General features: G+C 62.7%; 19 protein-coding genes and 5 pseudogenes. 14 read left to right on the top strand and 10 right to left on the bottom strand.

Annotation, left to right across the window (positions count from 1 at the left end; all coding sequences use genetic code 11):
* Positions 1–30: 30 nt before the first annotated feature.
* Positions 31–423: a hypothetical protein gene (locus tag BRAD3257_RS06985; RefSeq protein ID WP_174221551.1), complete on the bottom strand. Its 393-nt coding sequence runs from the start codon at positions 421–423 to the stop codon at positions 31–33.
* A 146-nt stretch (positions 424–569) separates the two neighbouring features.
* Here BRAD3257_RS06985 and ku point away from each other — a divergent pair.
* Positions 570–1506 (top strand): annotated as a pseudogene (gene ku, locus BRAD3257_RS06990) (non-homologous end joining protein Ku).
* A gap of 104 nt (positions 1507–1610) precedes the next feature.
* On the opposite strand, the pseudogene BRAD3257_RS06995 reads toward ku, so the two are convergent.
* The 5 genes and pseudogenes from BRAD3257_RS06995 to BRAD3257_RS40750 form a co-directional block, all read right to left on the bottom strand.
* Positions 1611–2785 (bottom strand): annotated as a pseudogene (locus BRAD3257_RS06995) (YihY/virulence factor BrkB family protein).
* Between the two features lie 33 nt (positions 2786–2818).
* Positions 2819–3991 carry a sensor histidine kinase gene (locus tag BRAD3257_RS07000; protein WP_122401248.1) on the bottom strand — a complete coding sequence of 391 codons (1173 nt, stop codon included), beginning with the start codon at positions 3989–3991 and terminating at the stop codon, positions 2819–2821.
* Between the two features lie 99 nt (positions 3992–4090).
* Complete coding sequence (locus BRAD3257_RS07005) at positions 4091–4297, bottom strand: hypothetical protein (RefSeq protein WP_145986954.1); 207 nt, start codon at positions 4295–4297, stop codon at positions 4091–4093.
* A gap of 307 nt (positions 4298–4604) precedes the next feature.
* Positions 4605–5144, bottom strand: coding sequence for a diguanylate cyclase (locus tag BRAD3257_RS40745; RefSeq protein ID WP_122401250.1), 540 nt, complete (start codon positions 5142–5144; stop codon positions 4605–4607).
* Between the two features lie 184 nt (positions 5145–5328).
* A pseudogene (locus BRAD3257_RS40750) lies at positions 5329–5937 on the bottom strand (cache domain-containing protein); the annotation flags it as partial.
* 287 nt (positions 5938–6224) lie between these two features.
* On the opposite strand from BRAD3257_RS40750, the gene BRAD3257_RS39610 reads away from it, so the two are divergent.
* Positions 6225–6386 carry a hypothetical protein gene (locus BRAD3257_RS39610; protein WP_160118754.1) on the top strand — a complete coding sequence of 54 codons (162 nt, stop codon included), beginning with the start codon at positions 6225–6227 and terminating at the stop codon, positions 6384–6386.
* 6 nt (positions 6387–6392) lie between these two features.
* Here the strand turns inward: BRAD3257_RS39610 and BRAD3257_RS07020 are convergent, their stop codons facing one another.
* Together BRAD3257_RS07020 and BRAD3257_RS07025 are read right to left on the bottom strand one after the other, a co-directional pair.
* Positions 6393–6656, bottom strand: coding sequence for a hypothetical protein (locus BRAD3257_RS07020; RefSeq protein ID WP_122401252.1), 264 nt, complete (start codon positions 6654–6656; stop codon positions 6393–6395).
* A 99-nt stretch (positions 6657–6755) separates the two neighbouring features.
* Positions 6756–8027 carry a DUF892 family protein gene (locus tag BRAD3257_RS07025; protein WP_122401253.1) on the bottom strand — a complete coding sequence of 424 codons (1272 nt, stop codon included), beginning with the start codon at positions 8025–8027 and terminating at the stop codon, positions 6756–6758.
* 181 nt (positions 8028–8208) lie between these two features.
* Between BRAD3257_RS07025 and BRAD3257_RS07030 the strand changes: the two genes are divergently transcribed.
* A complete protein-coding gene (locus BRAD3257_RS07030) occupies positions 8209–8703 on the top strand; it encodes a ferritin-like domain-containing protein (RefSeq protein WP_122406413.1) in 495 nt (164 codons plus the stop codon).
* 377 nt (positions 8704–9080) lie between these two features.
* On the top strand, positions 9081–9515 hold the full coding sequence (locus tag BRAD3257_RS07035) for a cell envelope biogenesis protein TolA (RefSeq protein ID WP_347338418.1): 435 nt from the start codon (positions 9081–9083) through the stop codon (positions 9513–9515).
* Between the two features lie 648 nt (positions 9516–10163).
* Here the strand turns inward: BRAD3257_RS07035 and ligD are convergent.
* On the bottom strand, positions 10164–11084 hold the full coding sequence (gene ligD / locus BRAD3257_RS07045) for a non-homologous end-joining DNA ligase (RefSeq protein WP_122401255.1): 921 nt from the start codon (positions 11082–11084) through the stop codon (positions 10164–10166).
* Between the two features lie 104 nt (positions 11085–11188).
* Here ligD and BRAD3257_RS07050 point away from each other — a divergent pair, with 104 nt between their 5' ends.
* The 8 genes and pseudogenes from BRAD3257_RS07050 to BRAD3257_RS07100 all read left to right on the top strand — a co-directional run bounded on the left by BRAD3257_RS07050 (position 11189) and on the right by BRAD3257_RS07100 (position 24200).
* A complete protein-coding gene (locus tag BRAD3257_RS07050; protein ID WP_122406414.1) occupies positions 11189–11377 on the top strand; it encodes a DUF3606 domain-containing protein in 189 nt (62 codons plus the stop codon).
* 1445 nt (positions 11378–12822) lie between these two features.
* A complete protein-coding gene (locus BRAD3257_RS07055; protein WP_122401256.1) occupies positions 12823–13785 on the top strand; it encodes an ArdC family protein in 963 nt (320 codons plus the stop codon).
* A 93-nt stretch (positions 13786–13878) separates the two neighbouring features.
* Positions 13879–15897 (top strand): annotated as a pseudogene (locus BRAD3257_RS40030) (ParB/RepB/Spo0J family partition protein); the annotation flags it as partial.
* A 186-nt stretch (positions 15898–16083) separates the two neighbouring features.
* The gene (locus BRAD3257_RS07075; RefSeq protein WP_122401257.1) at positions 16084–20403 is read left to right on the top strand and encodes a strawberry notch-like NTP hydrolase domain-containing protein; all 4320 of its coding nucleotides are present in this window, start codon (positions 16084–16086) and stop codon (positions 20401–20403) included.
* On the top strand, positions 20403–21464 hold the full coding sequence (locus tag BRAD3257_RS07080) for a DUF7146 domain-containing protein (RefSeq protein ID WP_122401258.1): 1062 nt from the start codon (positions 20403–20405) through the stop codon (positions 21462–21464). The genes BRAD3257_RS07075 and BRAD3257_RS07080 overlap by 1 nt, the downstream gene beginning before the upstream one ends.
* Before the next feature lie 326 nt (positions 21465–21790).
* Positions 21791–22714, top strand: a complete 924-nt coding sequence (locus BRAD3257_RS07085) for a DUF2493 domain-containing protein (protein ID WP_122401259.1) — start codon at positions 21791–21793, stop codon at positions 22712–22714.
* Entirely contained in the window at positions 22711–23301 is a 591-nt protein-coding gene (locus BRAD3257_RS07090) for a hypothetical protein (RefSeq protein WP_244607874.1), read from the top strand. Before BRAD3257_RS07085 ends, BRAD3257_RS07090 begins: the two co-directional genes overlap by 4 nt.
* Positions 23302–23879: 578 nt before the next feature.
* Positions 23880–24200, top strand: a complete 321-nt coding sequence (locus BRAD3257_RS07100; protein ID WP_122401260.1) for a DUF736 domain-containing protein — start codon at positions 23880–23882, stop codon at positions 24198–24200.
* 217 nt (positions 24201–24417) lie between these two features.
* On the opposite strand, the gene BRAD3257_RS07105 is transcribed toward BRAD3257_RS07100, so the two are convergent.
* Positions 24418–25104 carry an IclR family transcriptional regulator gene (locus tag BRAD3257_RS07105; protein WP_122401261.1) on the bottom strand — a complete coding sequence of 229 codons (687 nt, stop codon included), beginning with the start codon at positions 25102–25104 and terminating at the stop codon, positions 24418–24420.
* Positions 25105–25300: 196 nt separating this feature from the next.
* Here BRAD3257_RS07105 and BRAD3257_RS41665 point away from each other — a divergent pair, with 196 nt between their 5' ends.
* On the top strand, positions 25301–25498 hold the full coding sequence (locus tag BRAD3257_RS41665; RefSeq protein WP_283809939.1) for a CoA transferase: 198 nt from the start codon (positions 25301–25303) through the stop codon (positions 25496–25498).
* Positions 25459–26506 (top strand): annotated as a pseudogene (locus BRAD3257_RS41890) (CaiB/BaiF CoA transferase family protein). Before BRAD3257_RS41665 ends, BRAD3257_RS41890 begins: the two are co-directional and overlap by 40 nt.
* Positions 26507–26518 lie beyond the last annotated feature (12 nt).

The following is a 26518-nucleotide window of genomic DNA, read 5'->3' on the forward strand; positions in this document are numbered from 1 at the left end:
CAAAGAGATCGGATCGCGAATCCTGAGCGACTACGGCTCGAACGCTGGCCAGCAGCCGTCTTCCTCATGCCGGCCGCTGCGCTGCTGGCAGGTGTTGTCGAGCAATCGCTGCGCCACGTCCTTCCAGAGCGCGTTATCTCCATACAAGCGGACGGCATCGGCCGTCTGGATTTCCACGGTCCGCTCGCAGCGGCGGCAGGAGACGCGCAGCACCTGGCCCTTAATTTCCGAAAGGCGTCGATGTCTGGCCTGGGCCAAAGTCGCGCCGGCGCGAGGGTCTTTGAGGACCGATTCCCAATATTCGGCCGAGGGGGGCGTATCAGGACCCGCAGCGGACGGCGCTCGTCTCCGGCCGGCTTCGGCGGCCAGTTTTTCCATCTGCTTCGGGGTCGGCATGCGCCAGCTCGCGGGTCGGTCGGTCATGCCCGAATTAGAACATAGCAAGAACAAATGTCGAGTCCGACTGGGGCAGCCGCTGAGAAAAATCCTCCTATGGGACGGGTCGCGGTGTCGGAACCCAGCCTGATCGTTCGTCTTGAATCAGGTATCAGTATCGGAGTTCCCCCGGCATGGCCCCCCGCGCTAACTGGAAAGGCTTCCTGCGTCTTTCCCTGGTCATGTCCGGTCGCGCTCGATCCGGCACCTCGGAATCCGTCTCGTTCAACCAGCTGAACCGAAAGACCGGCCATCGGATCAAGTACGCCAAGGTCGCGCCGACACCGGCGAGGAGGTTGACAACAAGTACATCGTCAAGGGGTACAAGGTCGATACCGATACGTTCATCGAGGTGACCAAGGAGGAGCTTGAGAACGTCGCGCTGGAATCGACGCGAACGATCGAGATCGACGAGTTCGTCGACCGCAGCGAGATCAATCCGCGATATCTCATCCGGCCCTACTACCTGCGTCCCGACGGTAAAGTCGGGCACGATGTCATTCCGGAAACCATCCGCGAGATGAACAAGGTCGCGATCGGTTGTGTGGTGCAGACCAATCGCGAGCACATCATTGCGCTCGAGCCGCTGGACAAGGGCTTGATCGGAACGCTGCTGCTACCCCTACGAAGTCCGTTCAGCCGATGAATATTTCGACGACATCCAGGATGTCAAAGTTACCAAGGATATGCTCGATCTCGCCAAACACATCGTCAATCAGAAGGCGGGCCATTTCGAGCCGGACAAGTTCGAAGACCAGTACGAAACCGCCCTCATCGAGCTCATCAATCAGAAGCGCGCCGGCAAACCCATCACCGCCAAAGCGAGTCCCCGCGGCGAGAACGTCGTGGACCTGATGGACGCACTGCGCAAGAGCATTGGAAGAGACGCGACCGGGCCGGACAGAGGCGCCGAAGAAAGCAGCCAAGACGCCGCGCAAGGCGGCCGCTGGGCAGAAGCAAATGCTGATGCCGATCACTGGCAAAAGATCGGCCAAGGAGACGGCGAAAAAGCCCGCCGCAAAGCCGCAGCGAAAGTCGGCCGAGCCAATCGTGAAGCATCCGGTGTGCTGAGCGCAGGCTGCAGACGTTGGAAACCAAGCGATCCTTGAGGTTCTACGCAGGTTCCTGCGGCCATTTTGCACGGTCTCGAAATGCGGGAGCGGCGTAGGGCATGATCAGCCGCTGCACGCTGCGCCCGTGTCTGCCATGCTAGCGCCGCGCGCGCCCATGGGCTTCTCCGCGCCTGTCGTCGTGTCACGCACGGTCTGGTGCTCCATCTCGGCATCGAGCTCGGCTCCGAGAAGGATCACGATCGCGGAGATCCACAGCCATGTCATGAAGCCGATCGCGGCGCGAGCGATCCGTCGGTCTCCTTGAACTTGCCGAAGTTGGCGGCGTACCAGGAGAACAGTGCCGACGCACCGAGCCACAGGACGGTCGCGACCGCGCTGCCCCAGGTAATCCAGCGCCAGCGCGGCGCCTCACGGCTCGGGCCGAACCGATAGATCAACGCAGGCGTCAGACCGAGGGTGACGGACATCGCGGGCCATCGCCCGATGCGGACCAGAAGGTCCGCGGCGTTCGAAAGGCCGACGAAGTTCAGGAACAGCGGCAGAACCACCACTGCGCCAAGTGCGGCCAACACGAACGCGATCCTGGCAACCGTGAAGGACAGGGAAAACGATATTGAGCTTCACGAAGCCACGCTTCTTCTTCTCGCCGTACACGATGTTGAGCGTATCGAACAGAGACTTCATCGCGGCGTTCGCGCTCCAGAGCGAGACCGCCAAGCTGATGACGAAGGTCACACCGAGGGCTTGATTGCTCTTCGACGCGACGCGCGTAAGCCGATCCCTGGCAACGTCGATTGCGCCGCCCGGAAGGAATCCGGAGACCTGATCGAGGTGTTTGGCGATGCTGCCCGGATCGGAGAAGAGGCCGTAGATCGCTACGAGAGCCGCCAGCGCCGATCGCGAGGATGCTGTAGTATGTCATGCCCGCCGCGAGCGCCAGGAGGCGGTGCTCGTCGATGTTGCCGTAGACGCGCTGCAGGATGTCCTTCCATCCCTTCGCAGGAAATCTCGGACGGGATTTAGCCTCCCGCCCTCGATCTCCGCCCTCGGTCGCCAGACCGATCGCCGAGGCATTGCGATCGGCCGCCTCTTTGCGCTGAAAAATTTCGTCTTTGTCGCGCCGCGCCACGTTTTCAGGCGGGCATAAGCGATCCTACAAGCACACCACCGCAAGAAGTTCCCAGCGCGGCCTCCAAGCTCCATCCTGCGCCGTTCGTGTCCCGGGCATGCGACATCTGGATCTTGGCCATCGAACTCTCCGCGGAAATCAATCGCACCGCGGAGAATGAGTTCCTGCTCCGATCTTCCGATCAGTTGCGCAACGCGCTCAGCGGCAGCGAAATCCGGACGCGGAGGCCGTCCGTCGACCATTCGCGGTCGATCTTGCCGCCGATCCTGCCGATCGTAGTTTCCACGAGCTTGGTGCCGAATCCAGTCTCCGAGGGAGCCTTCACCGAGGAAGCGCCCTTTTCGTTCCAGACGATGTCGACGGCGTCGGCCGTGACCGCCCAGGAGATCGTCAACGAACCGCGGTCGCAGTTGAGCGCTCCGTACTTGGCCGCGTTAGTCGCCAGTTCGTGAAAGACGAGAGCGAGTTGGTTGGTGGCCTGTTCTCCGATCGCGAGGTCGGGGCCGGAGAGAGCGGCCTGGCCCTGCTCGTGCGGTCGAAGGATGCGCGCGATCAGGTCGCCGAAACTGGCGACGGCGGAGACGTCGGTGCCGAAGGACCGTCGGATCAGAGCATTGGCCTGCGCCAGCGCGTGCAGGCGGCCGGACAAGATCTCGGCCAGATCCTCCTTGGAGGCCGCGCTACGGGCGGTCATCCGGACCATGCTGTCGGCGACCGTGAAGAGATTCTTGATGCGGTGGCTCATCTCGCGCGTCAGCGTCTCCTGCTGCTGCAAGGCGAGATTGAGGCGCTGTTCAGTCTGGATCATGCGCAAGGCCACGCCGGCGAACGCCGCCAGTTCGGCCATAACCCGTGCGTGCTCCTTGTTGAAGTGGCCCGCATCGGCCGCCACCAACCAAAGTGTGCCGATGGCATCGGCCCCCTTCACCGTCAGCGGCACGAGCAGCACCTCCGGCACCGTGATGCCGGCCTCGCGGATCCAATCGTAGGCGCGTTCGGGCCGTTCCATGAGGATGGGTTCGGCGAGGTCGAGGCATACGCCGCAAGGACTGAAATTCCGCGGCGTCGTGGCGCCTTCGAAGGTCGCGAGTTCGCCGGCAAGCGCGTGCCAGCGGAATCGGCGGGCCTCTGGCTCGAAGATGCTGATGCCGGCCGAATGGGCGCCGCAGATCTCCATGCCCAGCTTGACGAGGTGCGCCAGGACCTCGTCCGGATGATCCGACATGACTTCCGCCAGATTCTGGATCGCGAGCTTCTCGCGCAGGAAATCGGGTGCCGCCGCTACACGGTCGGCGAGCTGCTCGGTGATGAACACCGTCGCGATCGGCTCCGGTAACTGAATGTGCGATCGCATGGCGAAGGACTCGAAGTTGTCGGAGAACGATAGCCTGCCACCGCGGCGGGGTTTGTTCCAGCACGATCCACCAACGCGGATCGACGACGCGATGTCGCACTATTTTTTGGATGGACGAGCGTTCTGAAGTGTAGTGGCGTGCGCGGGCGGTCGCGGCCTTCCCGTGAGGAAGCTCTCGATTTGCGCGACGTTCTCGGCGGCGACGGCCTTCTTCAGCAGCATTTCCCGGTGCACCTCGTCGGCGGCGTCATCCGCGCGCTCGCGCGCCAACTCAGCGGCGACCCGCAATCGCTCCGTCAGCGACATCGTATGCATGAAGCGCCGGCGCCGCTTGTTCGCTACGTCAGCCATGAGAGTCGACTACCATCATCGGAAGGTCGCCAGCCATAACGCATGTGAATCGGGACGCACATCTTGGATGCACTGCAACGGAAAGGATACGCCCATTCACTCGGACCAGGTCCGCTCCCGGCAACGGCATTCGAACCTCAGAACGGTACGACCGGCACCTGGATTGAGGCTGGATTGAGGAGAGACCAGACAAGTTCGAACTTGCGGCTGCCGCGCGGACACGACTTGTCGGCCCTGGCTTCGGGTGTCGTCTCGCGATCCTTCAATTCGATTGCCTCATCAGCGTGGCGGTTCTCCGTCTGTACGATTGGACGGGCTCCGCTTCAATGCGACCGGCGTTGGTGGAACTCGGTGGCTCTCGGAACCTCTGACCGCTCTGACTCAGGCGCTTTTGGTGCGCGGCCAGGTGACCCACGGCGGGTTCAAAGCGTGCAGCATGCCGACGTTTGCGGAGCGCCCGGCGCACATTCTCGGCGACGAGCTCGCAGCCCTCCGCGTCCGTGTTCGGCAAAAGCAGGACGAACTCCTCGCCGCCGTAGCCCGCGGCAAGATCCGAGGGGCGGCGGACCCGGGCGGAGAGGATCCGCACGAGCGCGCGCAGGCAGGCATCGCCGGCCTGGTGGCCATATTGGTCGTTGAACTTCTTGAAGTGATCGACGTCCACCAGCAGTAACGAAAGCGGGGTGCCGTCGCGCTTGGCGCGCGCCCGTTCTTCCGCGAGCCGCTCGTCGAAATGACGGCGGTTGGCGATGCCGGTGAGCCCCGTCGGACGTGGCGAGCGCGGCCAATTTGTCCTGGAGATCCTTCTGCTCGGTCATGTCGCGTGAGATCGCCACCACGCCATCGATCTCACGGGTTTCCGACAACCGGGTGACCGCAGCGCCGTCTCGACCCAGATCTCCTTCTTCCGGCGATGATTGGCGCGACAGATGATAGCGGCTGCTTTTTTGGTAGAAGCTCAGTCGCTCCTGCCCGTCCAGCGGCGACTTGAAATAATAGGCGCCGGCGTCCGGCCGGTGGCCCATGGTCCGAAACAGCGGCGAACCCGACATGTCGCGCCCAACGTAGGCACCGTCCTCGTCGCGACTTCGGGTCAGCATGGTGCCGTCGGCATTCAGCAGCGCGACCGCGCCATTGGGCCCGATGTCGAAGCGCCGGTAGAACTGCATGAAATAAGCGAGGTCGACGCTCGTCAGCACCACGCCCGCGAAGCTGCCGTCGGGACGATTGAAACGGCGGGATGCGGTGATGATCCACTGGCCGCCGGACCGGCTCTTCACCGGCCGGCCGATCAACGTCCCGCGGTCCGCCGAGGCACGATGGTGCTGGAAGTAGTCACGGTCGCTGTTGTTAAGGCTCGCGAAGTCAATGTCTTCGGTCGTGGCGAGCCACCGGCCGGTTTCGCCGTAGACGAAAATGCCGCGGACGCGTTGTCTGTTGTACTTGCGGGCCTGCAGGAAGGTCTGGATCTTCGTAACGGCGGCCGGGCTCGTTCCGCCGACCTCCATCCGGTCGACTATGCCGGCAAGGATGGTATCGGCGAGTTTGAACGTATCCTCGGCGTGCTGCGTCAGCGACTGGGCGAGATTGGCCATATCGACTTCGGCATTGCGCAACTCGACTTGGCGCGCTTCCCATTCGCGCCATCCGCTCAGCGCCAGAATGGCGACGCAGGCCAGCGCCACGAAAGCCGCCGCCCACAACGGGAAGCGAGCTCCTTTTCGCGCAAGGTCCCACCAAGGGCTTAACGGCAGGTTTGCGGCCGCGGCAGGATGCCGCGACCGGGCAAGGGTCGCTTCACGTGGTGTTCGGGATCTTACGTTTCATGGTAATCGTTCGTTATCCAGGCGCAACCGGGCCGCGAGAAGTGGATTGGATCGCCATGGAAGACGAGAAAGCCCGACTGCTGGCTGAGGCCCGAAGGTGTCGCCGCCTCGCGGCTTCGATCAACGATCAGGAAACCGCCGCGCGGCTCAACGCGCTGGCGGAGGACTACGAACGGCGCGCCAACACTTCGCAGGCCGGCAAGGATGAGAACGAGTGAGCTCCCTCAAAGATCGCCCGATTTGGGCCCGGTAGCGGCTGGCGGGACAATGCGCAGCAGCATCTGTGGACGCTCCGCGGACCGGGGCGCGGATTGTACGAGCGTTCGCGCGAAGCCCGATGATCGTTCCAGCAGGGTCTCGCTCTCGCCCACCATGCGGTAGCTGCGTTCAAGAATTTCCAAGTGCCACCTCGAGAACGGATCCGGCGCTTTCAGCATCGCTGCTCGATAGTGGCTTGCGATTTCGAGATAAAGCTCAGCGTTCCTCATGAAGTTTACCCTTCGACGGCTTCACCACTTGGATCCTGCTTTCGAACTCGCATCATCCGCCGCCGGGATTGGATCGGCAGCCGGTGCACGCTGGCTGGGTTACTGCGCCTGTTCGATCGCGGCAGGCATCTTCGCGACCGACATCAGCGACCGTGCGACCTGGTTCAGCAGTTGGTCGGCATTCTCCTCCTCCGCCAGAGACTTCGACAGCAGAGCGACGACGGCACTGTGGCGAAGCTGCTGCGCGATGTTGCGGGCGGTGGTGTAGCCTGCGATCTCATAGTGCTCGACGCGCTGCGCGGCTCCGATCAGCGTCAGGTCGGCGGCGGCGTCTTCCTTCTCTTCACCCTCTGCGATGATCTCCTCGCCTTCCTCGATGAGCCCCATCATGCCCTTGCAGGGCTTGGCGCGGGCCGACTTGCCGAGCAGTTCGAAGCATTCGTTGATGCGTTCGATCTGGGCTTCGGTCTCGGCGAGATGCTGCTCGAACAATTCGCGCAATTGGTCGTAGCGCGCTGCCTCGGCCATCTTGGGAAGCGCCTTAGTCAACTGCTTCTCGGCATGCAGGAGGTCGCGGAGTTCGTCCATGAGCAGGTCGCCGAGACCTGCCTCGTCCGCGGGCGCCGAGCTTTCCGTGACAATGGTGCTCGTAGGACCCGGGTCCCCGGCCTGGATCGCGGGCGATTCGGTGAAGACCCATTCGCCACCCTCGTTCCAGGGCCCACGGGTATCGATCTCGCCGTGGTCGCCGGTGCCGGTGGAATCATTGAAGAACTGGTCGACCAGGCCGGGTGTCGGCGCGATGCGGCCGATGCTGAAGGCCGGCTTGGCCATGCTTTCGAGCGCCAGCGCGAACGCCTTCATGTGGGTGATCTCGCGGGTCATCAGGAACTGGAGGGCGTCCCTGGTACCGGCATCCTCGGTGAAATTGATCAGCCGCTCATAGACGATCTTGGCGCGGGCCTCGGCGGCGATGTTGCTGCGCAGGTCGACGTCGAGCTCGCCGGTGATCTTGAGGTAGTCGGCGGTCCAGGCGTTGCCCTGCGAATTGAACAGGTTCACCCCGCCGCCGCCCGCGATCGCAATCAGCGGATCGGCTTCGGCTGCCTGACGGTCGAACTTCGATGGCTTGAGGTGCATGCGGGCCAGCGTGCCGACGACTTCCAGATGGCTCAGCTCCTCGGTCCCGATGTCCATGAGCAGGTCCTTGCGATCCGGATCCTCGCAATTGAGCCCCTGGATAGAATACTGCATCGCGGCGGCGAGTTCGCCGTTGGCTCCGCCGAACTGTTCAAGAAGCATGTTGCCGAACCGGGGGTCCGGCTCATCGACGCGGACGGTGAACATCAGTTTCTTGACGTGATGGTACATGGGGAGCCTCGGCTTGGTTGAACGGGAATCAGGGCCCGAACGACCTAGCGGCGCCCTTGTTCCTATCGCGGCAAGGACTCGGGCGCGTCGAGGGCTGCGTAGAGACGCCGCAGCCGGGTGCGATTTGGAACGTAGCTCCATGAGCGATGTTCTCGCCTTCAGCAAAGCACAGGAGGAACTGATGACACAGACAGCGCGCGATATATTCGTGGTCGGGTTGAGGAACGCGCATGCGATGGAGACCCAGGCGCGCGAACTACTGGAACGTCAATCGGAGCGCTTGGATGAGTACCCGGAGGTGAAGCAAAAGGTTGCCGCCCATCTTCAGGAGACGAACACTCAGTTAACGAGGCTTGAGCAGTGTCTCGAGGCCTGCGGCGAGACGACCTCCAGTCTCAAGGACACGGCCCAATCCATCGCGGCGAACACAATGGCGATGGCCCATTCGATGGCGGGTGACGAAATCCTCAAGAACACTTTCGCGAATAATGCGTTCGAGCACTTCGAGATCGCTGCCTACAAGTCGCTGCTGGCGCTCTGCCCCGCGGCCGGGATGGATTCCGCCAGAGCTCCGCTGGAAGCTTCGTTGAAGGAGGAGGAGCGCATGGCCGCCTGGATCGACGCCAACGTCGCGAAGGTCACGATGGATTACGTGACCCACGAACAAGCGGCGTGAGCGAACTACCAACGAGCCCGGCCTATTTTCCGTAACAGGGCAGGACCTGCTCCGTGGCGTCCAGGGCGCATCCGAATGCGCTTTTCACTGACGCTGGGGCGGTCGCTTATTAGATCCCGGACAGGCGGCGCTGTGCGCTCGATCTAAAGTATCCCTGCTTGCGCGGTAGACTGACCGGCGGATCAAATGATCGAGTCGGTAGGTGGGGAGCGAGGCGTGGCGAGAAAACTCAAGACCTACCGGACTTCGCTGGGTTTTTTTCGATCTGGCGATCGCCGCTCCCTCCATGGGCCCTCGAAGCCTGGGGCGCCGACAGCAATCTCTTCCACCAGGGCGCGGCAAAGGACAGCGACGATCCGGACGTCATCGAGGCGACCATGGCTGCGCCGGGCGTCGTTCTGAAGAGACCTGTCGGCTCCGACGGGCCATTCGGGGAGCATGCGGAGTTACCTACCGACCTTGCCAGCGGCAGCTCAAAGAAGACAGGCCGCCGTCCACCGCGGAAGCCTGCCAAGCGGGCCAACGATGATGCGGCTGACCGGGACGCCGCACTTGCTTTCGAGAGGGAGCAGAAGCGACGGGAGCGCGAACGTGCCAAAGAGGAGGCCGCCCGGCAGAAGGAGCGCGAGCGATGGCAGCACGCCGTCGACAAGGCGCAAGACGCCTTGGACGCGGCCCGCGCAAGCACGAAGAAAAGGCCGCTGATATTCAACAACAACTCGAGGTTCTTGAGGAAAGCGCGCGGGACGAGGAAGCGCGCTGGGAAAAAGAAGGCCCGGCTGGAAGAGGCGTTACGACGAGCGCGAGGTTAGGTCTCGAAGTGTGACCATCTCGAGTCTTAGCATTAACGCCTGCTTTGCCGTCGAGATCGGAAATCGCCAATCTGAACTGCCAGGTCTCCAGCCTTAGCCGTTGCGCTCTTCCCGCAAGATGCGCTCCAGATCATCCTCGAAGATGTTCTGCGTTGCTTCGAATAGAGTCAGCAGCTTATGGCTTCCTCAGTGTTTGCACCGCCATTGCTGACCATCCGTTGCTGCCTTTCGACGATCTGACGTCCTCTGGCAACATGGCGACGGGCAAGGATGACACGTTCGGAATCCTGAGACATTGGTGGCTCCTGCTGCAGGCGGGAGCGCGATTGGCCTCTCAGTCACCGGTGCCCGCGGGCAGAGTGCCTTTGCCGGTGATGACTGATCATACTCCGTTTCGCGAATTCTGATACTTTCCAATTCAAGCCGGTCAATGTCGAATGATGCGTCTCGAGCGGGCGTGCTTAGACTGAGCAATCGCTTGTAACCTATCGGCCGGAAACCGCCCGCGCTGCGGATTCGTTGACCTCGCGCGGTCCCGTCTGTCCTCCGGAGACAGCTCCATCACCGCTCGATGGAGCTCCGCAGGGATCGTCAGCGGACTATCGAGCGGCTTTTCCGCCCACTGCCAGAAGCGGTCAAAGGCATCCATTACAGATCCTCCCGAAGTCCCCTGAAGAAGGGATGGCGGAGTTTCCCCTCAGCTGATTTCGCACGGTACTCTATCTCCGCCAGCAGCTTGGGCTCGACCCAGATGCCTTTGTGCGCAATCCGCTTTGCATAAGGCTGCGTCTTGCGGATCAGCGGCTTCAGGCGCTCCTGAAGGTCGACGGCTGACGCCTTGTCGAACCCATGGTCCACCTTCCCGGCGTATACCAGATCGTCGCCCTTGCGCCGGCCGACGTAGATGCCGTCCCACTTCGTTCCATCGAGCGCGAAACCGGCAATGGTCAGCGTCTCCCGCTGCACGCAGGTCTTCTTGACCCAGTCGTTCGTGCGTCCCGCCGGATAGGCGCTGCCCCGGACCTTCGAGATGACGCCTTCGAGGCCGAGCTTGCAGGCGTGCGCAAACATCTGGTGGCCGTCTATTTCGAAACTTTCGCTAAACTGGATGTCGGTGCCGGTTAGGATCTTCTTGAGTTCGGCTTTGCGCTGAAAGAGCGGAAGCTTCCGGATATCTCGGCCGTTCAGATAGAGCAGATCGAACGCTACGAGCACGATGCTCTTGGACTTGCCTCTGAGTTCGTTCTGCAGGACCGAGAAATCGGTGGTGCCGTCGGCGGCCGGGACCACGATCTCGCCGTCCACTACCGCCGAGTTCGCCTTGATCCGCCAGGCGTCTTGAGCGACCTTCTTGAAGCGATGCGTCCAATCATGGCCTCGCCGGGTGAAGATCTTCGTCGTCTCGTTGGCCAGATGGACCTGAACACGGTAGCCGTCGAATTTGATTTCGTGAATCCAGCGCTCTCCCGACGGCACTTTCTCTGTCGAGGATGCCAGGGCCGGTTCGATGAAGCCGGGCAAAGGCGTCTTGACGCCGATAGCTGCCGGCTTGTTACGCTGAAATGCCACTGCAGAACTCCACGCTACAGCCGATTCAAATTGGCACAGTTCGAATCGTTCCGGAACCTGCGAATCCCTGTCGCGTTGCTTCCATGTCACAACAGGAGGCACCCATGGCGGGAGCGAAGAAGAGGAAGACGGCGCGGGGACGAAAGCAGGACCGGGCGAGAGTGGCAGGCGGGCAGGACTACGAAGTGCAGTATGAGGCGAAGAAGATAGGAAAGTCGTCGCCGGCGGTGAAAAAGGCCGTCAAAAAGGTCGGCAACGCGCGCAAGCAGGTGGAGAAACGGCTAGGCCGCTGAGTCGGAGAGACGGGCTGGCGTCGGAGCGTGCCCAGTCAGAGGGGGCATTCAGGGCAGGTATCACCGATCGAGTCCAGCACGTCGCGAACCGCGGCCTCCGCTTCTTGACGGGATGCGTCTGCTGGCGGATCTCGACGGGCGATGTCGAAGGCCCGCTCTCGTGCATGCGGATCGGCGCGGTCCTGCATCCAACCGTGCCTGGAAACACCGTTTTCCGATACTTCAGACGTCCGAGCTCAGGTGGTTGCTCCTTGCCCTTTTTGCGCGTGCGGCTGTCGCCGCACCGGGCACTCGTGAACCGAGCCGCGCAGCGTCTCGGGCTTGCGGCTTCGATCCGTCGCGCACGAGCAGATCACGCCCTCGCGGGGCAGAAACGAAAACCGGACCTTTATGCAGCAGCCACCTGCATAAAGGTCCGGCCTTATCTTAGCGTGCCGCGATACCAAACGGCTGCAAAGGACGCTTCATATCCTTTGGGAGGTCTCGCTTTTCATCCGGGTCTCGACCCGGAGGCGGCAATATATCAGTAGCCGATACGACTACTTCTTTTTCTTTGAAGTCTTCTTTGCCGCCTTCTTGGTAGCTGCCTTCGCGGTCTTCTTTGCCTTCTTCGCTTTCTTGGCCATGTCGTCCTCTGTAAGAATTGGCTCTCAGTGAACAAGCCCACGCCGTGCATAGACATGCGCACACGTGAGACGATATCACAAAAGCAAAATTGATACCAAGGAGACGTAAATCCGCATTGAGTAGCTCGCCGGAGGCACTCGCCCTCGGGCCCGCCGTCATTGCATGCCGGCGTCGCTATCACTGCCCTTCGGGTCGGGTGCCTTCTTAACCGGTCTCGCGACTGCACTCGGTCCCGGGTCCCGCCGCTACGCGTCGGCGCTATGCTGACCCTCCTGCGGGTGCCTCTTTCGCCGCGTCCGCGAGTGGTCTTCGCTTTCGCTCCGCCCACAGACCTCTCTTCCACAATTGTGAGACCCCTGTGAAAATGCCGGGCGGTTCTCGTATCATTGCCTGCATCACGTTCGCTCAGGTTTTGGCGCGTGCGGCCAAGGCCACACCGGGCTATCGTGAACCGAGCCGCGCAGCGTCTCGGCCTTGCGGCTTCGATCCCTCGCGCTAGAGCTTTGGTGCTCCTCGCCGGAGGCACTCGGGAAAGGGGCTCGCCTGCGGCGATCGCTATCACTGCCCCGTTCCCGGGTGCCGCTATTGAACCGGTCTCGTCGCTGCACTCGGACCAGCGTGCCCCTTCGGGTCGCTATGCTCACGCTCTCCGGGTGCCATTTTCCGTTGAGGCGATGGGCCCTTGGGCGCACGCCTGATCGGGCCTGCGGCCTAAGGCAGATTGCGCTAGAAGCTGAGAGTAAGAGTACAGGCTGGGTTTTTCGTGACGGGTTACAAGCTGCGAGAGAGGCTCGTGGCGCCCGTCGCGGAGACCCGCGATGTCGAACCCTACTGCTTGCGCGCGCGTCGGCCAGGACCGGGCAAACCTCTATAACGAAATCACCGACAAGATCATTGCCGAGCTTGAGGCCGGACGCGTCCCCTGGGTTCAGCCCTGGGGTACGGCCGCGGCGAAAGCGCCGCTGGCCATGCCGAAAAACGCGTCGACCAACCGGCAATACAGTGGCGTTAACATCCTCATCCTCTGGGGAGCCGTGATCGAACGCGGATTTGCCGGTCAAAGTTGGCTCACCTTTCGTCAGGCGCTCTCGCTCGGCGGCCACGTTCGCAAGGGAGAGCGCGGCACCACAGTGGTGTACGCTGATCGTTTCGTGCCGAATGACGAAAAGCGCCGGGCGGCCGAGACCGGCGAAGACGCGCAGGCAATTCCATTCCTCAAACGATTTACCGTTTTCAACGTCGAACAGTGCGAGGAACTGCCCGACGGCATCGCAACCGCTGCGCCGCCACCGCCGGCTGGCCTGATTGACCCCACGGTTGACGCCCTGATCAAGGCCAGCGGAATTCCATTTCGCATTGGTGGAGATCGCGCATTCTACGCAACAGCCGAAGACTATGTTCAGGTCCCGCCGCCGCAGGCCTATTTCGAGCCGATCAACTGGCACCGTACCGCGTTGCATGAACTCGGTCATGCGACCGGGCATCCCTCGCGCCTCAATCGCGACCAGAGCGGATCCTACGGTACGAAGAAATATGCCTTTGAAGAACTGGTCGCCGAGTTGAGTTCCGCATTCAGCTGCGCGTCGCTCGGGATCGTCCCGACCGTGCGCCATGCCGACTATATCGGCTCCTGGCTTGAAGTCCTACGCGAAGACAGTCGGGCCATCGTGCGGGCCGCCTCACAGGCGAGCAAGGCCGTGGACTATTTGCTCGGCTTCGTTCCCGGGTCCATTGAGCTTCCGTCGCTGGATTCGGTTGTCGCCGATCACGAGACGGCGTGATGCTTGGCCTGATGGCTGCGCGAGAGTGAGAGGAGGGGGAGGCTGTTCGCGACGGGTTGGAAGCCGAGCGAGTCTCACGGCCGCCCGTCGTGCCGCGTCAAGGCCGGTGTCTCGATCGAGCAGCTAGCCGAGAGCATCGCGCAGCGTACGCTTCTGCAAAGTCTGAGTGTCCGGGCCGTTGTTGATGCAGATGGCAACGAGACCGGCATGTTCGAGGTGCCGGCGGGCGGCAGGCGCTATCGCGCTCTCGAGCTCCTGATGAAACAAAAACGCATGTCAAAGACGCAGGCGGTGCCGTGCGTTGTGCGTGAAGCGGGTATCGCCGCGGACGATTCGATGGCGGAGAACGATGAGCGGGTCGGCCTGCATCCGCTTGATCAGTTTCGGGCCTTCCAGACACTGCGCGATCTCGGCATGAGCGAGGAAGACATTGCCGCGCGCCATTTCGTAAACCCTGCAATCGTCAAGCAGCGCCTGCGGCTGGCGTCGGTCTCGCCGAGGCTGCATGAGGTCTATGCCGAAGACGGCATGATGCTCGAGCAGCTCATGGCGTTCTCGGTCACGGCCGATCACGCCCGCCAGGAGCAAGTCTGGCAGAATGTCAGCCGTTCCGGCTATGACGAGCCTTACCAGATCCGGCGCTTGCTCACCGAGAACACCGTACGCGGGTCCGATCGCCGCGCCCAATTTGTGGGCCTTGATGCCTCTCAGCACGCGGGTTGGCGGCGTTCTGCGGGATCTGTTCGAGCACGACGACGGCGGCTGGCTTCAGGACGTCGTGCTGCTCGACCGCCTCGTAACCGAGAAGCTCAAGGCCGAGGCTGAGACGATTACCGCCGAAGGCTGGAAGTGGATATCGGTCGCCGTAGACTTCTCCTACGGTCACACTCAGGCCTACGGAAGATCGAAGGCAAGCCTGTCAATCTCTCGCCTGAGGAGCAGGCCACCATCGATGCACTGAACGCCGAGCAGGCCAAGCTGGAAACCGACTACCATGATGCCGACGAATTGCCCAACGAAGTCGATCAGCGTCTCGGCGAAATCGAGTCAGCGCTGGCGGCGTTCGAAGACCGGCCGATGCACTACGATCCGACCGAGACGCCCGGGCTGGTGTCTTCATCAGCATCGATTCCGAAGGACGCCTTTCCGTGGACCGGGGTTACGTCCGGCCAGAGGACGAGGTTCAGGCAACTGATCCTGATGTCGGGCAGGGCGCCGAAACGTCGTCGACCGAAGGTCAAGAAGAGGGCCCTTCCGTCCAGCGCACGATCATCGCGGTCGCAGGTGGTGCTGCTGACGCCGAAGAGGATGATGAGGACGCCGCCAAACCTCTGCCGGATCGGTTGATCACCGAGCTGACGGCGCATCGTACGTTGGCATTGCGGGATGCGCTGGCAGAAAATCCAGCCATTGCGTTTCAGGCAGTGCTGCATAACTTCGTGCTGACTTGCCTTTTATCGGTTCGCGTCGTCGGGGAGCTGTCTTGAGATCAGCCTTCGCACGCCGAACTTTCCCGCCCAAGCTCCGGGGCTGAGGGAAAGCAACTCGGCCAAAGCTGTCGAGGCGCGGCATGAGGCCTGGAAGGCACGGTTGCCGAAGAGCGAGAGCGATCTCTGGGATGCGCTGACAGCACTCGATGGTGGTGCACAGGCATCGCTGTTCGCCCACTGTGCATCATTTACGGCCAACGCCGTGTATGAGCCGGCCAACCGCTACAATCAGGGCCGTGTCTCCGCTCAGGGTGTCCGCACGCGTCTCGACCAGGCTGATGTGCTGGCGCGCGCGGTCGGGCTCGACATGGTGCTGGCTGGCTGGCGGCCGACCGTCGACAACTATCTCGGCCAGGTCACCAAGCCGCGCATTCTGGAAGCGGTGCGAGAAGCCAAGGGCGAGTCATGGGCCCAACTGATCGATCATCTGAAGAAGGCCGACATGGCCAAGGAGGCCGAGCGCCTGCTGGATGGCTCGGGTTGATTGCCGGAGCCGCTGCGTCTCGTCGATCCCAATGCGGCGCAAGTGGAGCAGGAGGGCACGGGCTCGTTGCCCGAATTCCTCGTCGACGAGGAGGCCGTCGGCGACGAAGATCCGCAACAGCTCGACGCGGCTGAGTGATCATCACAGAGCGGGACGGCTTTGGCCGTCCCGCGGTTGCTTGGGGGGTCCGTGCGCAGCGCTGGTCCCCATTCTTATTGGGAACGGCTGAGAGTGAGAGTCGGGCCGGGAAGGGTTTGAGCCGTCGGCGTCAAAGGAGAGCCCCCGATGGTTCGCCCCATTCCTGCTCTCCGAAAGAACCCTGCCATGACCGAATCTCTCGCCGGCGGCGCTGTCGCCGCGCCGCTCTCGATGCGTGCCGCTGCAAATCTCACCTCTGCCGCTGTCAGGGCCGCGCGACAGGTCCTGACCGAACTCGAACGCGGGCGGCGCATCGATGCCGCTGTTCTGCGTAGCGCCATGGAGGCTGCCTTCGGCGCCTCTGACGCGGCCGGGGTCTGGAATTGGAAGTCCGCCTATGACGTCTGCGAGGCGGCAACGGTTCTGTTCCTTCGCAAGTTCGGCCCCGCGATGCTTGCCAAGGCTGGCTCGACGGCAGCAATGCTGCCGATGCTCGCGAAGATCGCGAGCTGTCTGCCGACCCACACGCGGCGTTCCGAGGACAGCCAGGCGCTTCAGCAATTCTCGACGCCGATCCCGCTCGGGCTGGCAGCATACGCCGCAGCCGGCATTACGCCGGCCGATCGTGTTCTCGAGCCATCGGCGGGCACCGGTTTGCTCGCCATCTTTGCCGAACTCGCCGGCGGCGCCTTGGTGTTGAACGAGTTGGCCGAGGCCCGGGCGGGGATGCTCGAACATCTATTCGCAGGCGGTAACGTCACGCGGTTCGATGCTGCTCAGATCGATGACCACCTCGATGCGAGTGTCGCACCGAGCGTCGTCCTGATGAACCCGCCGTTCTCGGCCCTGGCGAATGTCGATCGACGGATGGCGGATGCGACCCTCCGGCACATCGCTTCGGCGCTCGCGCGTCTTTGCGATGGTGGGCGCCTCGTCGCCATCACTGGCGCAAGCTTCGCGGCCGATAACCCGGCATGGCGAGATGCCTTTGTGCGGCTCCAGGGACGCGGGCGATTGGTGTTTTCTGCGGCGATCGAGGGCGCCATCTACGCCAAGCATGGCACTCAGACGGATACGAGGCTGCTTGTGATCGACAAGCTGCCCGCTGCCGATCCGACGGCTTTTCCTGCCTCGCCGGGCATGGCGGCCGACGTCGCTACCTTGCTTGATTGGGTGGCCAAGCATGTGCCTACAAGGACGCCTGTCGCCACGCCATCGGAGATCTCCGCTATCGGGTGGCCAAACATGTCCGGGTCGACCAGCGCTGTTGCAACGCGCTCATCGTCTGCGACAGGCGCCGCGCCAGAAGGCGTCGAACTTACGTACGAAACGGTCGAATGGTCGCCGCCGGAAGGCACCCGGCTCACCGATGCGCTTTACGAGGAGTACGGATTGCAGTCGATCCGTATTCCTGGATCGTGCGCACACCCGACCAAACTCGTGCAATCCGCGGCGATGGCTTCCGTTGCGCCACCGAAGCCTTCCTACCGGCCGCACCTCCCTTGGGGTCTGGTGGCAGATGGACTTCTGTCGGACGCTCAGCTTGAGAGCGTCATTTATGCCGGTGAGGCGCATTCCGAGTTTGTCGCGGGCTCCTGGACGGTCGACGCGACCTTTGATGTTGTGGCGGCAGCACGCGACGACGCAGAGAATGCCGTCCGCTTTCGACGTGGCTGGTTCTTGGGCGACGGCACCGGGGCGGGCAAGGGGCGGCAGGTCGCGGGGATCCTGCTCGACAACTGGCTCAAGGGCCGTCGTCGTGCGGTCTGGATCAGCAAGTCCGACAAGCTGATTGAAGATGCGCAGCGCGACTGGTCCGCGCTGGGCATGGAGCGATTGCTTGTTACGCCGCTTTCGCGGTTTCGCCAGGGTACCCCGATCCGGCTCTCGGAAGGCGTCCTATTTACCACCTACGCTACGCTACGGACCGACGAGCGTGGCGAAAAGCTTTCGCGTGTCAGACAGATCGTTGAATGGTTGGGCGCCGATTTCGACGGAGTGATCGTGTTCGACGAGAGCCACGCCATGCAGAATGCGGTCGGGGGCAAGGGCGAGCGCGGCGACCAGGCGGCCTCTCAGCAGGGGCGCGCGGGCTTGAGGCTCCAGCACGCGCTGCCGAATGCTCGCGTCGTTTATGTATCGGCGACGGGCGCAACCACGGTCCACAACCTCGCTTATGCCCAACGCCTCGGTCTTTGGGGCGGCTCCGACTTCCCGTTCGCCACACGCGCCGAATTCGTCGAAGCGATCGAGGAGGGTGGAGTCGCGGCCATGGAGGTGCTCGCGCGTGACCTGAAGGCGCTCGGCCTCTACGCGGCCCGCTCGCTTTCCTATGAAGGCGTCGAATACGACCTCGTCGAGCATCAGCTTACGCCGGAGCAGGTTCGCATCTACGACGCCTATGCAGATGCGTTCAGCATCATCCATAACAACCTCGACGCGGCGATGCGGGCCGCCAACATCACCGGCGAAACCGGAACGCTGAACGGGCAGGCGAAATCCGCGGCCCGATCCGCCTTTGAAAGCGCCAAACAGCGCTTCTTTGGCCATTTGCTGACCTCAATGAAGACGCCGTCGCTCATCCGGTCGATCGACCGCGATCTCGCCGCCGGCCATGCCGCTGTCATCCAGATTGTTTCAACGGGCGAAGCGCTGATGGAGCGCCGGCTCGCCGAGATCCCGACCGAAGACTGGCGCGACGTTCAGGTCGACATCACCCCGCGCGAGTATGTGCTCGACTATCTCGCCCATTCCTTCCCGGTCCAGCTCTACGAACCATTCGCCGACTCTGAGGGCAACCTCTGCTCTCGGCCTGTCTATCGCGATGGCCAGCCGGTCGAGAGCCGGGAAGCCGTCGCACGACGCGGCCGCCTCATCGAGAAACTCGCCTCGCTGCCTCCGGTCCCCGGCGCGCTGGATCAAATCGTGCAGCAATTCGGCACCGACATCGTCGCCGAAGTGACCGGCCGCTCGCGCCGCATCATTCGTAAGGGCGATCGGTTGGTGGTCGAAAACCGAGCCGGTTCGGCCAATCTCGCTGAGACATCGGCCTTCATGGACGACCTCAAGCGTATCCTCGTGTTCTCCGACGCAGGCGGCACGGGGAGGAGCTACCATGCCGAGCTCTCGGCCCGGAATCGCCGCTTGCGGGTCCATTATTTGCTCGAGCCCGGCTGGAAGGCCGACGCCGCGATTCAGGGGCTCGGCCGCACAAACCGGACCAATCAGGCGCAGCCGCCGCTGTTCCGTCCCATTGCGACCGACGTGAAAGCCGAAAAGCGCTTTCTCAGCACCATTGCCCGACGGCTCGACACGTTAGGGGCCATTACGCGCGGCCAGCGCCAGACAGGAGGGCAGGGCCTGTTCCGGCCCGAGGACAATCTCGAAAGCCAGTACGGGCGTGACGCGCTGCGTCAGCTCTATACGCTGCTTGTGCGAGGCAAAGTCGATGGCTGTTCGCTCGAACGGTTCGAGGATGCGACCGGCCTGAAGCTCATGGATGCCAATGGGCTGAGGGATGACCTGCCGCCGATCACCACCTTCCTCAACAGATTGTTGGCACTCACTATCGATCTACAGAATGTGCTGTTCACCGCCTTCGAGCAGCTGTTGACCGCTCGGATCGAGGGCGCGGTCGCGTCGGGTACCTACGACGTCGGCCTGGAAACGCTCCGCGCTGAAAGCTTCGTCGTCGCCGACCGGCGGACGATCTATGACCATCCTGGCACCGGCGCCGAGACCCGGCTGCTCACGGTCGCCCAGCGGCAGCGCAATCATCCGGTGAGTCTGGATGACGCTCTTGCACGTCTTTCCGATCGTCAGGCCGTCCTGCTCGTCAATGAGCGCTCGGAACGAGCCGCCGTGCAGGTCCCTGCGGCGAGCGTCATGCTCGATGATGGCGAGATCGAGCGGCGCGTCCGTCTGATCCGGCCGATGGAGCAGCACCGGGTCGCCCTAAGCATAATGGCAGAAAGCCATTGGGACGAAGCGGATCGTGAACGCTTTGCCTCGGCCTGGCTGGCGGAACTTGCGGAGGTGCCCGAGTTCACGGAAATCACGATCCACGTCGTGGCGGGCTTGCTGCTCCCGATCTGGAAGCGGCTGCCGAACGAATCAACCCGCGTCTATCGGCTCCAGACCGATGCGGGCGAACGCATCATCGGACGCAAGGTTTCCGCGGCGTGGGTCGAAAGCGTCCTTGCAACGGACGCGCCTGCGCTGACACCAGGCGCTGCCTTTGCCGCGCTGATGGAGGGACGGACCGTCCTCGATCTTGCGGAGGGGCTCCAGCTTCGCCGCGTCCGGGTGATGGGCGCGTATCGCATCGAGCTGTCGGGATTCAAAGACACGATGCGCGATCGCCTCCGTGCTTACGGCCTCTTTGGGGAGATCATCTCCTGGAAGCTGCGCATGTTCGTGCCCACGGACGCGAGCGGTGTCGAGATCCTGTCGAATGTACTCGACAGCTATCCGGTTGCGCGCATCAGTGATCGGGAGGCGGCGTGATGTCCCGCGATGCTTCCGAACTGGCACGCCGCCTCTCGCGCGAGGCCGAGGCGGTGTGCCGACACTATCTCTCCAATGGCAGGCGAGCGGGGCGGTACTGGCTGGTCGGCGACGTCCACAACACGCCGGGCCGCTCGTTGTTCGTACGGCTCCAGGAATCGCCGAAGGGACCCGCTGGGAAATGGACCGACGCCGCGACCGGAGAACATGGCGATCTCCTCGACATCATCCGCGAAAGTCTGGCCTTGCGAGACTTTCGCGAGGTCGCTGAGGAGGCGAGGCGCTTTCTGAAGCTACCGCGTTCTGAACAGCAACCAGCTCAGAAACCTATTCGTCCAGTAGTGCCGGCCGGATCGCAGGAAGCCGCTCGTCGGCTCTTTGCGATATCCAGTCCGATCGAGGGGACGGCGGCTGAAACGTACTTGCAGCGTCGCGGAATAGCCCGCATCCACCATGGTGGCAGCCTCCGCTTCCACCCGCGTTGCTACTATCGGCCGGACGAGCATTTGCCGACCGAAACCTGGCCGGCGATGATAGGCTCTGTCACGGACCTCGAGGGACGGATCACCGGCGTGCATCGCACCTGGCTAGATCCAGACGGCTTTGATCGCGTGCGGCTCGGCAAGGCTCCGATCGACACACCACGACGCGCAATGGGCGACCTTCTGGGCAACGCCGTTCATTTCGGCGTGGTCGATGACGTACTTGCTGCCGGCGAGGGGATCGAGACCATGCTGTCACTGCGTTACGCACTGCCGACCTTGCCCATGGCGGCTGCGCTTTCGGCCAATCACCTCGCAGCCATGTTGCTGCCGTCTGGCCTGCGTCGGCTCTATATCGCCCGCGATAACGATGCCGCCGGAGATGCCGTACAGGCGATTCTCACGCAGCGAGCGGAAGCCGTCGGCGTTGAAGCGATCCCGCTGTCGCCCCGGCTGGGGGACTTCAACGAAGATCTGCACCTCTTCGGGATCGATGCCATCCGAGTACGCTTGCGGCTTCAACTCGTACCAGAGGACGTCGCGCGCTTCCTGCATTCTCCGACGGTAGCCGCGGAATAGCCCCGGCGCTTCCATCGGGGTCGACAGCTCGGTCATAGCAAGGCCACTGCCGGAAGAGGACGCGACCACGGCCTTCTAGAGGGCGATCGGACGGCAAGCGGCTCGGGCCGGCAATGGCTGCGTCCGGCTATTTTCCGCCGCGCGCCGGCGATTAGCCATCTGAGCGGCGCGCTTTGCATCGCGAAGCAAAATAGCCGGCCTTTGCCATCCTCCGCGGCGCTTCGGCCCTCCGCTCTGCTCCGGGTTCTGGCCCGTTCCGCCTGCCGTCTGAGTGATCGCCACGAAGGCCGCGATGGTCGCGGCCGATCCGGCAAAGGATCGCCTCCATGACCGACCACGACGACATCGAACCGCCGCACGCCGCATCTCCGACCGAACATGTTCTTGCCGAATTGCAGCTCTTCGGTTACCGCCCCTTCGACGACCAGCCCGATCCACGGCCGCTTCCCGAGGCCAGGATCATTACCGGTGCCGTCGCTGACATCTTCGATGCCCTGGTCGCCACGTTGAGCGACACGCGGCTCGAGCCGGACCTTGACGATCTGCTCTGGTCTACTGTCAACCTGTTCCACCGAGCCGTCGACCGCATCGGGCGTCAACTTGACGACAACGAACAGGCGCAGCAGAAGAGCCAGCGCGAGCAGGACGGCTCCGAAGTTCGATCCGTCGAACTCGAGCGCGTGACGGCGGAAGGCATCACATTGATCGAGCGGCGCGACTGCCTGGAGCTCTTCCGTGATCGGGCCATCGAGCGCTTCGAGACGCACACCGGCTCATTCTGGCGCCCCCGATCGGGAACGCTGGTGAACCATCGTACGCTGACCGCAGCGATGATCGACTCCCGCGACTTCATCGCGGCGAAGCGCCGCGCCGAGACCGAGGTCATGCTGCCCGCTGGGCCGAAGATCGCGCTCACCGGAGGGCTCGACTTTAACGACCACAACCTCATCTGGGACCGCCTCGACAAGGTTCATGCCAAGCATTCCGACATGGTCCTGCTCCATGGTGGCTCCCCGAAGGGCGCTGAACTGATAGCCTCGAAATGGGCGACCACCCGCAAGGTACCTCAGATCGCCTTCAAGCCAGACTGGACGAAGCATGCCAAGGCCGCACCGTTCAAGCGCAACGACGCCATGCTCGAACTCCTGCCGATCGGCGTCATGCACTTCCCGGGCACGGGAATTCAGGACAACCTTGCCGATAAGGCGAAGCGCCTCGGCATCCCCGTCTGGAGGTTCGGCGGCGCGTGAGCGCCGTCTTCTCGATTTCCATCGAAGCGAAATTGCTCGCGCCGCAACTCCGCCTCGTTTCGGTCTCATATCCAGAGTTGCGCCGTGGTGGTGGTGGAAGGCGCGACCAGTACATCTATGCACATGGAGCCACCACCATGCTCGCTATTGGGCTTGTTCTCAACACACTCGGCATCGGCTTGTTCTGCTGGGCGATCTTTACGCTCGCTGTGTATGCATTGCCATTTTTCGTCGCACTGAGTATCGGGATCACGGCGTATCAGCGCGGCGCCGGCCTCGTTGGCACCCCGCTTATCGCAACGGCCGGCGGTACGCTGACGCTCGTGCTAGGCCAGGTCGCCTTTGCTGCTACTCGGTCTTCCGCCTTGCGTATCGCGATCGCGACAGCATTCGCGGTCCCCGCCGCCGTCGCCGGCTATCATGTGGTATTCGCCCTGTCCCAGATCGGAGCGCCTTCACTCGCTGGGCGTGACGTCTTCGCTTGCCTGGGCGCAGTTTGCATTGGCCTTACGTCATGGACGCGCTTGATGGTGTTGGCGAAGCCCCGCCCGTTCGAGCCGGGTGAGGTGGTGGAGAACCCGTCCTAACGCGTTCTTATGGCCGCATGGCCCGAGGGGCTGACCGTTTTCCGCCCTCCGTCGAACAGGTGCGCGTAGATCGGCGCGTTAAAGGAAGGCTGATCGAAACCTGAGCGCGGGAAGGGCCGTCCTCCTCGGAACACCTCGATCAAGCTGCCGGCATTCGGTCTGGCCCACACAGCCGCGTCGGAGCGGTTTTATCTCGATCCGTTCTTGGGGAGACGATTCCGCCCTTTGCAGCAGATTGTTTCTCTTTCTGCGCCAAATCGTTTCGACCGCTTGTTCATCAAAACCGAGATAGCTACGCTTCTCCGTAAGATTGTGGTTCAGCACGCGGACGCACGTGGCCTCGTTGATGGCTTGATCTGGCCGAAGACCGGCTTCGCCTCGATCGTCTGAGCCGCAACGCCGTTGATGCGACTTTCTTCCCCTGGGCTTCGCCCATTCCTCGCGAGACAAGAAAGTCGCCACAACGACGTCCTCCGCTGCGCTCCGGCCCGAGCGGGTGCGTCGCCGATCGTCCTCGGCCCTAGATCGCCATCGAGGCCGCGGTGGTCGCGGGCTCGAAACACAACAGGAGAAGTGACATGGCTAACATCGGTTCTTTCAAGAAGGTCGGCAACGAATTCCAGGGCGAAATCGTCACCCTGAGCCTGCGAGCCAAGGGCGTCCGCATCGTCGCCGAGACCAACCGCTCCAACGACAACGCTCCTAGCCACCGCATCTACGTGGGTCGTGCGGAGATCGGCGCAGCCTGGTCGAAGCGTTCCGAGGAAGGCCGCGACTACCTCTCGCTCAAGCTCGACGACCCCTCGTTCAACGCGCCGATCTACGCGAACCTGTTCGATGATGAAGGCGGTGAGGGCTACACCCTTCTGTGGTCGCGGCCGCGCAAGAACGGCGATTAAGAGCGCCCCACCAAGCCCCGTCCGACCAAATCGGACGGGGTTTCTTAGCTAAAAGCCTGCCCAGAGCGTAACGCCATTCGCAGCTGCCTGGCCCATCCACGAAACTGCGCTCTGTCTCCCGGGCGCCGCTCATCGCAACAGAGCGGACCAGATTTGCTCAATCTGAGTTTTTTCGCATTGTGACCCTAACGCGACATCTGCCGCTTGTTCGCCGGACTCAGTCAGATGCAGGCAGGTGGTCAGCTAGTCGCGCAGCCTCCATCTTCATGGCTTCGATCGCCAGGTGTTGCGCCTTGGTATCGAAACGGCTTCTCAAATCGGATACAGACAAGGCGCCGCGCAACCGGCCTGCATTGTCGATGACCGGCACCGAAGCGGCGGCGACGTCTGCGTCGCGCTCACCCAACGAGATATAGAAGCCGTCCTCTCGAATCTGCGCTCCTGGCGGCCACTTCGGCGCCGTGTAGGCGCGCAGAACGCGCCCCGCGGCCCCGCGATCGAGCGGGAGCCGTTCTCCCTCTTCAAGATGGTGTCGAACCGCGCGCGGCGAATTCTGGCGATACAGGCAGATGCGCTCGTCGCCGTCGCGGACATAGAACGAGGCGCTCTCCTGGGTCGTATCGACGAGGCGGCGCAGAACCGGCCGGATGAACTCGCCGAGGTCGAGGCCGCGCCGGTAAATTGCTCCAAGACGCCACAACTCCGGTCCGAGCCGGTAGAGCTTGTCCTCTCCTCTCTGCACGAAGCCGCAGGCTTCGAGCGATGCGGTCAAACGCAAGACCGTGCTCTTATACAAGCCGGTGCTTTGCGAGATTTCTGTCAGGCTCATCTGTCGGCGCGTTTCGGAGAAGGCGCGCAAGATGTTGAGTGCGCGCTCGACCGACTCCGCGCCGTCCCTGGTCATCAAAAATCGCCTTGCAGGTTCTGTTTTACAGAACTTAGTTCGCGCGAATTCAAAAATCAACCTGCAAGCCCACCTGTATTGGGTTCTTCACAATAGAACTGCCTTGACTCATGCATTGAACTCGGGCGTGAGGTCTGCACAATAGAATAACGCTCTGTCAGACAGAACGAGGGTTGAACGTCTTACGGAGATCGCCATGAGTTTGCCGCTTGAGGGCGTACGGGTCCTCGATCTGTCCAACGTGCTCGCTGGACCCTTCTGTGGCTACAACTTGGCGCGGCTCGGCGCCGAAGTGATCAAGACGAAAATCCGAAGGGCGGCGATCTGGCTCGCCATCTCGGGGCAGATCCGACGATGGCACAGCGCCTGTTCGGCCTGTACTTCGTTGCGGTGAATGCCTGTAAACAATCGATCGCGATCGACTTGAAATCGCCGGAGGGTCGGGATGCATTCCTTCGACTTGTCGATCAGGCCGACGTGCTGCTCGAGAACTTCCGGCCCAAAGTGATGGAGCGGCTCGGCCCCGGCTATGCGGTTCTCGCGAAGCGCAATCCCCGGCTGATCTACTGCGCCATATCCGGCTTCGGTCAGGAAGGCCCTGGGCAAACCGGTCCGCCTACGACCAGATCGTGCAAGGTGTCTCGGGCGCGATGAGCGTAACCGGCGATCACCGATCAGCGCCGTTGCGCACCGGCTTTCCGATCTCCGAACCATGGCCGGTATCACAGCAGCCTTCGCAATCTCGGCGGCGCTGGTCGCGCAGCGTTCGACGGGCCGCGGTCGGTTCATCGATGTGTCGCTCCTGGAATCGACTCTGGCGGCAATGGGCTGGGTAGTCTCTAACCACCTCAACGCCGGCATCCTCCCCGAGCCAATGGGGAACGAGAATTTCACGGCGGCGCCATCCGGCACGTTCAAGACGAAGACCGGTCCGCTCAACATTTCCGCCAACGAGCAGAAGCAATTCGAGAAGCTCTGCCAGCTGATCGGACGACCCGATCTCCTGAGCGAGGAGCGGTTCGGTGAACGCCACACGCGCAACCTGCATCGCGCAGCCCTGAGCGACGAGATCAACAAGGCGCTCAAGTCGAAATCCGCCGAGGAATGGGAGGAGATTTTCAACGCCGCCGGCGTTCCCGCGGGGTGCGTGCTCTCAGTCCAGGACGCACTGCAGCAGCCGCAACTGGTCGAACGCCGGTTCGTCGAGAACCGGCCTCTCGCACCGACCGAAGGGCAACAGCTACGGGTGACGCGCCCACGCTTCCTTCTAGACGAAGGCTTTCCCAAACCGTCCGCTCCCCCGCTGCTCGGCGCCGACACGGCGACATGGCTCGAACGGCTCGGCTACACGCGCGCCCAGATCGACGAAATGGCGGACCGCGGCGTGGTCCGCGTCGCTTGAAAAGGAAATCCT

Origin of the sequence: Bradyrhizobium vignae (assembly GCF_900324035.1) — a bacterium.
Classification (GTDB): Bacteria; Pseudomonadota; Alphaproteobacteria; order Rhizobiales; family Xanthobacteraceae; genus Bradyrhizobium; species Bradyrhizobium vignae.

Bases quoted from the DNA above. Each gene is read 5' to 3' on its own strand.
- BRAD3257_RS06985 (WP_174221551.1), bottom strand. From the start codon at position 423: ATGACCGACCGACCCGCGAGCTGGCGCATGCCGACCCCGAAGCAGATG.
- BRAD3257_RS07000 (WP_122401248.1), bottom strand. From the start codon at position 3,991: ATGCGATCGCACATTCAGTTACCGGAGCCGATCGCGACGGTGTTCATC.
- BRAD3257_RS07005 (WP_145986954.1), bottom strand. From the start codon at position 4,297: ATGTCGCTGACGGAGCGATTGCGGGTCGCCGCTGAGTTGGCGCGCGAG.
- BRAD3257_RS39610 (WP_160118754.1), top strand. From the start codon at position 6,225: ATGGAAGACGAGAAAGCCCGACTGCTGGCTGAGGCCCGAAGGTGTCGC.
- BRAD3257_RS07020 (WP_122401252.1), bottom strand. From the start codon at position 6,656: ATGAGGAACGCTGAGCTTTATCTCGAAATCGCAAGCCACTATCGAGCA.
- BRAD3257_RS07025 (WP_122401253.1), bottom strand. From the start codon at position 8,027: ATGTACCATCACGTCAAGAAACTGATGTTCACCGTCCGCGTCGATGAG.
- BRAD3257_RS07030 (WP_122406413.1), top strand. From the start codon at position 8,209: ATGACACAGACAGCGCGCGATATATTCGTGGTCGGGTTGAGGAACGCG.
- BRAD3257_RS07035 (WP_347338418.1), top strand. From the start codon at position 9,081: ATGGCTGCGCCGGGCGTCGTTCTGAAGAGACCTGTCGGCTCCGACGGG.
- BRAD3257_RS07050 (WP_122406414.1), top strand. From the start codon at position 11,189: ATGGCGGGAGCGAAGAAGAGGAAGACGGCGCGGGGACGAAAGCAGGAC.
- BRAD3257_RS07055 (WP_122401256.1), top strand. From the start codon at position 12,823: ATGTCGAACCCTACTGCTTGCGCGCGCGTCGGCCAGGACCGGGCAAAC.
- BRAD3257_RS07075 (WP_122401257.1), top strand. From the start codon at position 16,084: ATGACCGAATCTCTCGCCGGCGGCGCTGTCGCCGCGCCGCTCTCGATG.
- BRAD3257_RS07080 (WP_122401258.1), top strand. From the start codon at position 20,403: ATGTCCCGCGATGCTTCCGAACTGGCACGCCGCCTCTCGCGCGAGGCC.
- BRAD3257_RS07085 (WP_122401259.1), top strand. From the start codon at position 21,791: ATGACCGACCACGACGACATCGAACCGCCGCACGCCGCATCTCCGACC.
- BRAD3257_RS07100 (WP_122401260.1), top strand. From the start codon at position 23,880: ATGGCTAACATCGGTTCTTTCAAGAAGGTCGGCAACGAATTCCAGGGC.
- BRAD3257_RS07105 (WP_122401261.1), bottom strand. From the start codon at position 25,104: ATGACCAGGGACGGCGCGGAGTCGGTCGAGCGCGCACTCAACATCTTG.
- BRAD3257_RS41665 (WP_283809939.1), top strand. From the start codon at position 25,301: ATGAGTTTGCCGCTTGAGGGCGTACGGGTCCTCGATCTGTCCAACGTG.